The organism is Burkholderia perseverans (assembly GCF_022870505.1).
Lineage (GTDB): Bacteria > Pseudomonadota > Gammaproteobacteria > Burkholderiales > Burkholderiaceae > Burkholderia > Burkholderia plantarii.
Window position 1 is genome coordinate 1,399,133 of the sequence record NZ_CP045093.1, and the last position, 11,388, is coordinate 1,410,520.

Annotated in this window: 8 protein-coding genes; 4 read left to right on the plus strand and 4 right to left on the minus strand. The window is 71.8% G+C overall.

Annotated elements, in window-relative coordinates; translation table 11 throughout:
* Window positions 1–229 precede the first annotated feature (229 nt).
* The 3 genes from BpN12_RS05900 (at window position 230) to BpN12_RS05910 (ending at window position 4,759) form a co-directional block, all read left to right on the plus strand.
* On the plus strand, window positions 230–1,189 hold the full coding sequence (locus BpN12_RS05900; protein WP_246794349.1) for a LysR family transcriptional regulator: 960 nt from the start codon (window positions 230–232) through the stop codon (window positions 1,187–1,189).
* Window positions 1,190–1,316: 127 nt separating this feature from the next.
* Window positions 1,317–2,693, plus strand: coding sequence for a hypothetical protein (locus tag BpN12_RS05905; RefSeq protein WP_246794350.1), 1,377 nt, complete (start codon window positions 1,317–1,319; stop codon window positions 2,691–2,693).
* Window positions 2,694–2,857: 164 nt separating this feature from the next.
* The gene (locus tag BpN12_RS05910) at window positions 2,858–4,759 is read left to right on the plus strand and encodes a S9 family peptidase (RefSeq protein WP_246794351.1); all 1,902 of its coding nucleotides are present in this window, start codon (window positions 2,858–2,860) and stop codon (window positions 4,757–4,759) included.
* An 84-nt stretch (window positions 4,760–4,843) separates the two neighbouring features.
* On the opposite strand, the gene BpN12_RS05915 is transcribed toward BpN12_RS05910, so the two are convergent.
* A complete protein-coding gene (locus BpN12_RS05915) occupies window positions 4,844–5,926 on the minus strand; it encodes a LysR family transcriptional regulator (RefSeq protein ID WP_246794352.1) in 1,083 nt (360 codons plus the stop codon).
* Between the two features lie 103 nt (window positions 5,927–6,029).
* On the opposite strand from BpN12_RS05915, the gene aptA reads away from it, so the two are divergent.
* Complete coding sequence (gene aptA, locus BpN12_RS05920) at window positions 6,030–7,382, plus strand: omega-aminotransferase AptA (RefSeq protein ID WP_246794639.1); 1,353 nt, start codon at window positions 6,030–6,032, stop codon at window positions 7,380–7,382.
* Between the two features lie 136 nt (window positions 7,383–7,518).
* Here aptA and BpN12_RS05925 read toward each other — a convergent pair whose 3' ends face one another.
* The 3 genes from BpN12_RS05925 to BpN12_RS05935 are packed head-to-tail and all read right to left on the minus strand — an operon-like array spanning window position 7,519 to window position 11,382.
* A complete protein-coding gene (locus tag BpN12_RS05925; RefSeq protein ID WP_246794353.1) occupies window positions 7,519–8,919 on the minus strand; it encodes an amidase in 1,401 nt (466 codons plus the stop codon).
* Between the two features lie 8 nt (window positions 8,920–8,927).
* The gene (locus BpN12_RS05930) at window positions 8,928–10,256 is read right to left on the minus strand and encodes an aspartate aminotransferase family protein (protein ID WP_246794354.1); all 1,329 of its coding nucleotides are present in this window, start codon (window positions 10,254–10,256) and stop codon (window positions 8,928–8,930) included.
* A complete protein-coding gene (locus BpN12_RS05935) occupies window positions 10,237–11,382 on the minus strand; it encodes an aminotransferase class III-fold pyridoxal phosphate-dependent enzyme (RefSeq protein ID WP_246794355.1) in 1,146 nt (381 codons plus the stop codon). The genes BpN12_RS05930 and BpN12_RS05935 overlap by 20 nt, the downstream gene beginning before the upstream one ends.
* Window positions 11,383–11,388: the final 6 nt, after the last annotated feature.

Genomic DNA, 11,388 nt, shown 5'->3' on the forward strand with positions numbered 1-11,388 from the left:
GGCCCGCCGCGCGGCGGCGGCGATGTCATGAATGCTCGGAGATCGTAGCGCGTAACGCAAGCACTGGCGAGCCAAGGCTCGAGACAGGTCTTTTTGTGCGCGGTTTGGGTGTGATAAAAGCGCGGCCGGCGGACTTGCGGGGCGGGCGGCAGGTTCGTGTCGGAGGCCGCCGCGCCGACCGCCCGGCTGCTACACTGAATCGCTCCGAATCCCCATCAAGCTCCCGATCATGACCACCGCGTCGTCCGGCTTCGTCGCCGGCAACACGCTGCTGAACCCGCAGTGGCTGCGCACCTTCGAAACCCTCGTCGACACCGGCAATTTCACGCGCGCGGCCGAACGGCTCGGGCTCACGCAGGCCGCCGTCAGCCAGCATCTGCGCCATCTGGAGGACCAGCTCGGGCTGCTCGTGATCCGCCGTCCGCGCGGCATCGACGTGACGCCCACCGGCCGCGTGGTGCTCGACTACTGCGCCGAACTCGCGCGCGCCGACCGGCGCCTGCGCGGCCGGCTCGCCGAGGCCGACGCCGACTGCGGCGAGATCAGCCTGATCACGCCCGGCAGCATCGGCCTGGCGATGGCGCCCTGGCTGATCGACATGCAGCTCGAAACGCCGGGCCTGGTGGTGCGGCACCGCTTTGCGCCCGATCGCGAGGTGCTCGACGCGGTGCTGTCGAACCTCTACGAAGTCGGGCTCGTCACGCTAAAGCCCGACGACGAACGGCTCGCCGCCTGCCGCTTCGCCGAGGAGCCGCTCGAACTCGTGGTGCCGGCCGGCGAGCAGGCGCACGAGTGGAGCGACCTGCAGCGGCTCGGCTTCATCGACCATCCGGACGGCATCGCGATGGCCAACCGCCTGCTGAGCCGGCGCTTTCCCGACAATCCCGGCGTGCGCGGCCTGCCGCGCCGCGCCTTCACGAACCAGGTGGGCCTGATCCTGGAGCCGGTCGCGCGCGGGCTCGGCTTCACGGTGATTCCGCGCTACGCGCGGCAGGCGTTCGCGCGCCAGGACGCGATCGGCGTGATCGAGTGCGGCGCGCCGGTGGTGGATACGCTCTGGCTGATCCATCGCGCCGAATGGGGGCTGTCGAGCCGCATGGCGCGCGCCGTCGAGACGCTGCGCGAGCGGCTCGGCGCGGCCGTCGCCGTGGCCTGCGAGCGCGATCCCGTGCAGCGTCAGGGGCGGTGAGGCGCGGCGCGTTGGCCCGCGCCGGAAAACGCTTGTCTCCACACTGCCCGCACCGCCTAAAGGGGCGGCGGACCGCTGCCGTTAATGCGTCGTCAGGAAAACGAAAAACAGACGACGGGGGACCAACATGGGCACGCAGGGGAAACCGGCCTCGACGCTTGGCGAGGGGCTGAGGAATTCGCTCGCCGAGGCGCGGCAGAAGGCGCGCGAGCTGGCCGATCGGGTCGAGGTGCCGGCCGCGCTGACCGGGCTCACGCAGAACGTGGCGTCGAAGGCGCGCGGGGTCGCGGCGGCGGGCCGGGAGCAGGCGGGGCGGCTCGCGCAGCAGGCCGGGGACCGGCTCGCCGGGCTCGACCACGAGGTGCGGGCGCGGCTCGAGGCCGATCTGCGGCGCCTGCGCGACCACGCGGAGCAGGGCGGCGAGAAGCTCGCCAGCTATTTCAAGACGACCTTCGAGGTCGACAAGACCACCGCGCAGATGATCGAGGACATGCGCTCGCGCCGGCCGATTCCCGCCGCGAGCGTCGACGACATCTTCGAGCAGTGCAAGCGCGAGGCGTTCCAGCGCACGCTGGAGGAGTTCTTCCACGAGCCGGGCGAAGCCGCCGGGGGCGCCGCGGCGGCCGCGAGCGAGGCCAGCTCGGGCCGGATCCACGTCGATGCGGCGAGCGGCCGGCTCGTGATCGGCGAGCCGCCGGCGCCCGTCGAGCCGGCGGCGGTACCGGCGCTGCCGGCCGCGCCCGTCTTGCCCGATTTGCCCGAGTCATCCGCGCCGTCCGCGTTGCCTGATCTGCACGCGTCGCCGGTGCCGTCCGCGCTGCCCGCCTCATCCCCGGCACCCGTCCCGCCCGAGGCCGCCCACACCGGGCTGGCCAATCCGATGGCCACGTCGCCGCTCGATGCGAACACGCGCCGGCTCGCGCAGCAGCTGGTCGGGCTGATCCTGCTGGAGACGATCGACCTGTTCATCGACGAGATCCACGACATCGCCGTGCGCGGCACGTTCGGCGACGAGCACGGGCTGATCGCCGGCATCCACGCGCGGCGCGAGCGCATCGCGAGCCAGCTCGGCAGCCGCTTCGAGGAACACCAGATCTGGGCGCGCGCCCGCGCGATCGGCTTCGAGGGCGGCATCGACGGCGTGCTCGGCGCGGTCCAGCAGATCCTGATCACGCATCTCGTGAAGACGCCGCTGCACATGCTGTCGGTGATCCGCGTCTGCACCCAGTCGATGGTGCGCTGCACGCGGGTGATGGTGGGCGACGGCGAGCGCAAGTTCGAGGACCTGCGGATGATCGTGGGCGGCACCGCCAGCGGCGTGATGAGCATCCACGTGGCCGACGCGATCGCCAAGGGCGTGGCCGTGGTGCCGCTGCTGAGCCTGTACAGCGAGAAGGTGGCCGCGGTGCTGACCGAGGTGATCGTCACGGCGGTGCCGCTCGGCGCCGTCTACGTGTTCGAGCGCAACAAGGGGCGCTTCAGGTTCCGCGCGGCCGGGGGCTGACGGCGCACGGCCGCGTGCCGCGGCACCGTGGAAAAGATCCCGATCGCGCGGCGACGCTAGAATGGCCGGTCCGCCCGCGACCGCCGCCGGGCGCCGGCTGCCGGCCCGCCCGGCACGCCGGCACCGGCCGTCGCGCCCTGGATACCAACCGAACAGGTGAGCCCATGGAACCAACCCCGCAGCGCGCCGCCGGCGCGACGCCCGCCGTCAAACGCCACGACGTGCGCGATTTCTTCCGCCGTCCCGAACGCACCGGCTTCCAGCTCTCGCCCGATGGCCGCCATCTGTCGTTCCTCGCGCGCCACGCCGGCCGCCTCAACCTGTTCGTGCAGTCCATCGACGAGCAGGGCCGCGTCCACGGCGAGCCGCGCGTGCTGACCAACGAATCCGCGCGCGACGTGCCCGGCCACGTCTGGAAGGGCAACGACCGCGTGCTGTACGTGAAGGACTTCGGCGGCGACGAGAACTACCACGTGCTGTCGGTGCCGATCGACGGCGGCCCGGCCGTGGACCTGACGCCCTACGACGGCGTGCGCGCCTCGATCGTCGACGGGCTGATCGACGACGACCGCCACATCCTGCTGTCGCACAACCGCCGCGACGCGACCGTGTTCGACGTGCTGCGGGTGGACGTGACGACGGGCGAGGCCAGCGTGATCGCCGAGAATCCCGGCAACATCCTCGGCTGGATGACCGACCACGCGGGGCGGCTGCGCGTGGCCGTGTCGTCGGACGGCGTGAACCAGACGCTGCTCTATCGCGACGAGGAGAGCGAGCCGTTCCGCGCGCTCGCCACCACCAATTTCCGCGAGATGCTCGCGCCGATCTTCTTCACGTTCGACGACCGCCGGCTCTACGTGCTGTCCAATCGCGGGCGCGACCGCGTCGCGATCTTCGAGTTCGATCCGCAGACGGGGCTGGAAGGCACGCTGCTGTTCGAGCACCCCGAGGTGGACGTGAAGGGCATGAGCTTCTCGCGCGAGCGGCGCGTGCTGACCACCGCCTGGTACGAGGACGACCGGGTCCGCGCGCATCACTTCGACGCGCAGGTGGCCAACCTCTACGCCGATCTCGACGCGCGCCTGCCGGGCGGCGAATCGAGCATCGCCAGCCTGACGCGCGACGAATCGCGGATGCTGGTGCGCAACGCGCGCGACCTGTCGCCGGGCGCGGTCTGGTTCTACGACGTCGGCTCGCGCGAACTCACGCAGATCGAGAACCTGACGCCGTGGCTCGACCCCGCCGACATGGCGCCGATGCGGCCGATCGAATACACCTCGCGCGACGGGCTGCGCATCCACGGCTACCTGACGCTGCCGGCCGGCGTCGCGCCCGATGCGCCCGGCGCCGAAAAGCTGCCGCTGGTGGTGAACCCGCACGGCGGGCCGTGGGCGCGCGACCACTGGGGTTTCAATCCCGAAGTGCAGCTGCTGGCCAATCGTGGCTACGCGGTGCTGCAGATGAACTTCCGCGGCTCGATCGGCTACGGCCGCGCGTTCTGGGAGGCCAGCTTCGGCCAGTGGGGCCGCGCGATGCAGGACGACATCGACGACGGCGTCGACTGGCTGGTCGGGCAGGGGCTCGTCGACCCGGCGCGCATCGCGATCTACGGCGCGAGCTACGGCGGCTACGCGACGCTGGCCGGCGTGGCGTTCACGCCCGAGCGCTACGCGGCCGCCGTCGACTACGTCGGCGTCTCGAACCTGTTCACGCTGCTCGAATCGATGCCGCCGTACTGGAAGCCGCTGCTCGAGATGATGTACGAGCAGATCGGCAACCCGAACACCGAGGCCGGGCGGCAGGCGCTGCACGACGCCTCGCCGCTGTTCTTCGCCGATCGCATCGTCACGCCGCTGTTCGTCGCGCAGGGCGCCAACGATCCGCGCGTCAAGCAGGCCGAGAGCGACCAGATCGTGGCCGCGCTGCGCGAGCGCGGCGTGGAGGTCAAGTACATGCTGAAGGCCGACGAAGGGCACGGTTTCGCCAACGAGGAGAACCAGTACGAGTTCTACGAGGCGATGATCGCGTTCCTCGATGCGCATCTCGGCGCCGCGCGGGCGGGCTGAAGGCAGCCGGCAGCGGGCGGCCGGCGGCGCGCCCGGGCGACGGGCGGTGGCTGTCGGGCCGCCCGCGCTGGCCGCTGGCGCCGCTCAGGTCGTGCCGGCCTTGCGCGTCGCGCGTCGGGCCGCCGGCGCCCGGGGCGCGGTCGATGCCTGCGTCGCCTCCGCCACCTCCCTTTCTCCCGCCGGCACCGCATTCCCGCCTTTCTCCTTTCTCGCCACCGCCTGTTCCGGCGCGCCGCCCGCGTGCGCGGCGCTCAGGCATTCCTGGAACAGCAGCGCGGCCCGCGACGGCTGTGGCGAGCGCCGGTGCAGGCTGACGAACCGGCAGCGGTACTGGAAGCGGTGCGGCGCGATCGCCTGCAGGCGGCCGGCGCGCTCGAAACTCTCGGCGTAGTGATCGGGCAGGAAGCCGAGGAAGCGGCCCGAGAGGATCAGCGTGGCGATCGATTCCTGATCCGAGGCGGTGGCGCTGCGCGTGAGCTTCGCGCGGTGCGTGAGCTGCAGGTTCGGCGAATGGAAGCCGAGCCCGGCGAACGCATGCTCGCGAATCCGCTCCCAGCCGAGCCGCCGGTGCGAGGCGCCGAACAGCGGGTGGCCGGCGCCGCAGTAGAGCAGCATCCGCTCGTCGAACAGCCCGGTGTAGACGAGGCTGCTCGAGCTGCGGTGCTCGGGGATGATGCCGATCTGGTAGCTGCCGTCGATCACGCCGCGCTCGATCTCCTGGATCGAGCCCACGTGCAGGTTCAGCCCCACGTCGGGCGCGGCCTGCGCGAAGCGGCGGATCGCGTCGGCGACGCGCGCGGCCGGGTTGGTGGCGGTCTTGTCGAACATCGCGATCTGCAGTTCGCCGCCCATCCGGTCGTGGATGCCGTCCACGCGGCTGCGGAACGCCTCCAGCGAGGCGAGCAGCCGCAGCGTTTCCTCGTAGACGGTCTGCCCCTCGGGCGTCAGCGTGAAGCCGGCGCGCCCGCGCCGGCACAGCACCATGCCGAGCCGCGTCTCGAGATCCTTGACGTGGCGGCTGATGGTCGAGATGCCGATATTGAGTTCCAGCTCGGCGGCGGCCATCCCGCCGCACTGCACGACCACCTTGAAGACGCGCAGCAGCCGCAGGTCCATGTCGCTCAACTGGCCAAGCAGCGCGCGATGCTTGGGGGCTCTTACTTGCATGAATGCTCAAGTCAACATTGATATTGCGATATTCAAAAGACTATCCGGCGCCCCAACAATGCGCAACACACCGAACCACGAGGAGCGCCCCGCGCCTGCCGACATGACCGAACTGACCGCCCCCCAGCAAGCGGACGCGATCCGCACCGACGCCGCCTGGCTCGACGCCCACTGGATGCCGTTCACCGGCAACCGCCAGTTCAAGCAGGATCCGCGCATCATCGTCGAGGGCAAGGGCGCCTATTACACCGACGCGGCCGGCCGCAGGATCTTCGACGGCCTGTCGGGCCTCTGGTGCTGCGGCCTCGGCCACGGCCGCAGCGAGATCACCGAGGCGGTCAGCCGCCAGATCGCCAAGCTCGACTACGCGCCGGGCTTCCAGTTCGGCCATCCGCAGTCGTTCGAACTCGCGAACCGGATCAAGGAACTGACGCCGGCCGGCCTCGACTACGTGTTCTTCACGAGTTCGGGCTCGGAGGCCGCCGACACCTCGCTGAAGATGGCCCGCGCCTACTGGCGCGCCAAGGGCCGTGGCACCAAGACGCGCCTGATCGGCCGCGAGAAGGGCTACCACGGCGTGAACTTCGGCGGCATCTCGGTGGGCGGGATCGGCGCGAACCGCAAGCTGTTCGGCCAGGGCGTGGACGCCGATTTCCTGCCGCACACGCTGCTCGCGCAGAACCGCTTCTCGCGCGGCCTGCCCGAGCATGGCGTCGAGCTGGCCGACCGGCTGCTCGACCTGATCGCGCTGCACGACGCGTCGAACATCGCCGCGGTGATCGTCGAGCCGTTCTCGGGCTCGGCCGGCGTGGTGGTGCCGCCCAAGGGCTACCTGAAGCGGCTGCGCGAGATCTGCACCGCGCACGACATCCTGCTGATCTTCGACGAGGTGATCACGGGCTTCGGCCGCGCCGGCGCGCTGACGGGCGCCGACGCGTTCGGCGTGATGCCGGACCTGCTCAACTTCGCGAAGCAGGTCACGAACGGCACGCAGCCGCTCGGCGGCGTGGTGGCCACCAAGGAGATCCACGACACGTTCATGGCCGCGGGCGGGCCCGAGTATCTGGTCGAGTTTCCGCACGGCTATACCTATTCGGCGCATCCGGTGGCCTGCGCGGCCGGCAACGCGGCGCTGGAGCTGCTGCGCCGCGAGGACGGCGTGGGCCGCGTGCGCGCGCTCGCGCCGCATTTCGAGAACGCCGTCCATGGCCTGAAGGGGGTGCGCCACGTGGCCGACATCCGCAACTTCGGCCTCGCCGCCGGCATCTCGATCGATCCGCTGCCGGGCGAGCCGGCGCGGCGCCCGTTCGAGATCGCGATGCGCTGCTGGGAGAAGGGCTTCTACGTGCGCTACGGCGCCGACACGATCCAGCTCGCGCCGCCGTTCATCGCCGAGCCGCGCGAGATCGACAACCTGGTCGGGGCGCTGGCCGACGCGCTGAACGCGACGGCCTGAGCCCGCGGCCGGCAACGGGATCCGCATCCGCTCGCGGTGGATGCCCGAACGCGGTACCGGACGATTGCGCCGGTACCGCGTTTTTCATGGCGCCGCGTCACCTTCACGCCGCCCCGGACCCCGGATTTCACGCCCCTCAAGCCGGCTCCCAAGCCGGCAGCCTGCGTTCGAGATGCGCGGCCACCGCCAGCAACTGGTGCTCGTCCCAGTGCCGTCCCACCAGCTGCAGCCCGATCGGCAGCCCGCTGTCGGGGCAGCGGCCTGCCGGGATCACCACCGCCGGCGAGCCGCTCAGGCTGAACGGGAACACGTAGCGGTAGGCGGCTGGCTCGCGCAGCGACTCGCCATGGCCGAACGCCACGTCCGGGTAGACGGGGCAGATCAGCACGTCGACGTCGCGGAACCAGGCGGCCAGCTGGTAGCGCACCGTGTCGCGCATCACGAGCGCGGCGCGCAGTTCGTCGACGCTCATTTCCAGTTCGGCGCTCCACTCGAGCAGGGCCGCGATGGGCGGCGAGAACGCCTGCTTGCCGATCCGCCCGAACAGCTGCCGCCAGCCGCGGCCGCCGTCGCCGCCGAGGATCAGCACCTTCCACAGCACCTCGCAGGCCTCGTCCACCATCGGCGGCGCGCGCTCCACCACCGACGCCACCGCGCCGTCGAGCAGCGCCGCTGCGTGCTGGAGCCGCTCGCGCACGGCCGCCGAGGGTCGCGCCGGCCCGGCGCTGTCGTGCCAGATGCCGACCCGCAGTGGCGCCAGCGGCTGGTGGCGGTAATCGCCGAACGGGGCCGGCACGGTGTCGGGGTCGTGGCCGTCCGGCCCGCTGATCAGCTCGCCGAGCAGCGCGACGTCGTCCACGCCGCGCCCCATCACGGCGAACGACGAGCACAGATGGAACAGGCCGGAGCGATCCTGCGGGAACTGGCCGGTCAGCGGCACGCGCCACTGCGTCAGCTTCAGGCCGCACACGCCGTTGAAGTGGGCCGGCACGCGCACGCTGCCGCAGGCGTCGGACGCGAGGCCGCCCGGGCTCATGCCGGCGGCGATCGCGGCCGCCTCGCCGCCGCTGCTGCCGCCCGCCGAGCGGTCCGGATGATGTGGATTGAGGGTGCGGCCGTGCAGCAGGTTGTCGGTTTCGAACGCCATGCACATCTCGGGCACGTTGCTGAGCCCGAGCGCGACGGCGCCGGCGTCGAACAGCCGCTGCACCACGGTGGCGTTGGCCTCGCTGGGCTGGCCGTGCAGCTCGCGCACGCCGCGGCTCGGATGGAAGCCGCGCACGTGGCAGGCGTCCTTCAGCGTCAGCGGCACGCCGTGCAGCGGGCCGTGCAGCCGGCCGCGCCGCAGCGCGGCGTCGGCGGCGTCGGCCGCGGCCAGCACCTGGCCGGGCGCGGCCGGCTCGATGATGGCGTTCAGGCGCGGATTGCGCTCGGCGATGCGCGCCAGGTAATGCTCGGCCAGCGCGCGGCTGCTCAGGCGGCCGCGCCGTTGCAGGCCGACCAGTTCCCGCAGGGGCAGGGTATCGATGGGGATCATGGGCATCGTCACAGCTTGCGCAGCAGCGCGTTGGGCAGGTGGTACATGGAGCGCGTGACGCGACGCATCACGGCGATCTTCCAGGCCGGCAGCGCGGCCACCGCCTCCAGCGCCTCGCGCGAGCGCGCCAGCACCTCGTCGATGGTCGCGGCGCTCACGGTCAGCGGCGGGTAGTAGCGCAGCACCGGCCGCTCGGCGCGCTCGTTCATCGAATGGCCGGCATGCACGTTGCGCTTGCCCAGCTCCATCGACAGCAGCGATTCGTAGACGGCGCCCTTGAGCCGCAGGCCCGTCATCAGGCCGATGCCGGGCACGTCCTCGATGATCCGCGGGAAGCGCCTCGCCAGCGCCATCAGCCCCTGGCGCAGCTGCAGGCCGCGCTCGACCGAGGCCTGCACCAGCTGCTCGTCCTCGATCACGTCGAGCGAGGCCAGCGCCGCCGCGCAGGCGAACGGATGGCCGCCGCAGCTGTCGTGGTCGTCGGGCGGCGCGGGCAGGCGCGCCAGCGTCTGTTGCCGGTACATCACGCAGGCGATCGACGCGTAGCCGCCCGTCAGCCCCTTCGACAGGATCAGGATGTCGGGCTCGATGCCGCCGTATTCCACGGCGAACATCCTGCCGCAGCGGCCGAACGCGGTCTGGATCTCGTCGGCGACGAGCAGCGTGCCGGTGCGGTCGCACAGCGCGCGGATGTCCTCCAGATAGCCGAGCGGCGGCATGCGCAGATGGGCGCCGCCGAGGATCGGTTCGAGGTAGACGGCGCAGGCGCCGTCGCCGACCGCCTCGCGCATCGCCGCCATGTCGCCGTAGGGCACGATGGTGACGTCGTCGCCGAAGCGGCCGAAGCTGGCCTCGTGCTGGCGCTGGCCGAGAATGCTCATGGCCGCCAGCGTCTTGCCGTGATAGGCCCCGGCGGTGATCACGATGCGCCGGCGCGGCGCGTTGGCGGCGAGCGCGTAGCGGATCGAATGCTCGACCGCCTCGGCGCCCGACACCATGTAGCGCACCTCGCCCCACTCGCCGGGCGCCAGCGCCTTCAGGCGCGCCGTCAGCTCCTGCTGGAGCGGATCGACGGTGCCGCGCGGCAGCCAGGCCAGCCGCGCCAGCTGCGCGTCGATGCGCTGCTGGACGCGCGGATGGCGGTGGCCGACGATGAACACGCCGTAGCTGCAGGCGAAATCCAGATAGCTGCGGCCGGTCTGGTCGTGTACCTCGCAGCCGGACGCCTGCGCCTCGATCTGGCTGCCGGCGATGCGGTAGAGCTTGGCGGCCGACGCGCCCCAGTGTTTCTCGCAGGTGTCCAGCAGCTGCCGGCGGTCAAGCGTTGCGGTGTTCATCGAAGCTTCTCCTGATGGCGTCGAGCGCGTCGTTGAGCGTCGGGGTCCGGGTGACGGCCGACGGGTAGAGGGTCAGCGTCCGGCCGCGCGGCGCGCGCACCAGCACGCCGGCCGCGAGCAGCCGTTGCGGCAGGCTTGCGGCATCGATGCCGTCCGGCAGGCGCAGATTGACGATGCCGCCCGTCACGCTCGACACGTGCCCGGCCAGCCCGTCGGCGATGCGCTGGCCGAGCGCCCGGAAGCGGGCCGGCGCGTCGTGGCGCGTCGCGTGTTCGAGCGCGGCCAGCGCGGCCACGCACGACAGCGGGTTGCCGCCGGTGGTGCTGCCGTGCTTGGCGGGCGAGCTGCGGCCATAGACGCGGTAGGCGCGTTCGGCCGAGGTCAGGTAGCAGCCGACCGGAATCGCGCGGCCGCCCAGCGCGCCGCCCAGCACCAGGATGTCGGGGTCCGTGCCGCCCGCTTCGTGGCCGAACATCACGCCGCTGGCGCCGAGGCAGATCTCGCTCGCCTGGCAGACCAGCGGCACCTTCGCGGCGCGCGCCAGCGCCGCGATCCGGCGCAGCCGGTCGGCCGCGAGCGGCACCAGCGCGCCGTCGGGCCGGCGCACCAGCGGCGAGTAGCAGAGCGCGAAGCAGCGCCCCAGCTCGGCGGCCGACGGCAGCAGCCCGTCGCATTCGATGGTCAGTGTCTCGAGGCCGAGGAAGCGCCGCAGCTCAACTTGTCCGTCCGGATCCTCGAGGCAGCGGCCGTAGCTGAGCGAGCCGAATTCGCTGCCGCGCACGTGGGCGAGGCCACGCAGCTCGGGCCGCAGCCCCTTGCACAGCTTCAGCGCGCCTTCGAACGCCTCGTCGCCGGAACTGCACACGTAGGCGTTGGACAGCGTCGGCGGCAGCTGCGCGGCCAGCTCGCGGCAGAGCCGCAGCAGCGGTTCGGACATCATCACGCGGTTCGACAGGCCCATCAGCGCCGCCTGCTCGCGCACCTTGCCGATGATGTCGGGCAGGCCGAAGCCGAGCCCGCCGCTGGCCAGGTCGACGATGCGGCGGCCGCCGCCGTCGATCAGGATTTCGCCTTCCGCGCTCTGGATCTGCCCGGCGATGGGGGGCAGGGCGTCGCGTGCCGTCATGGCAGT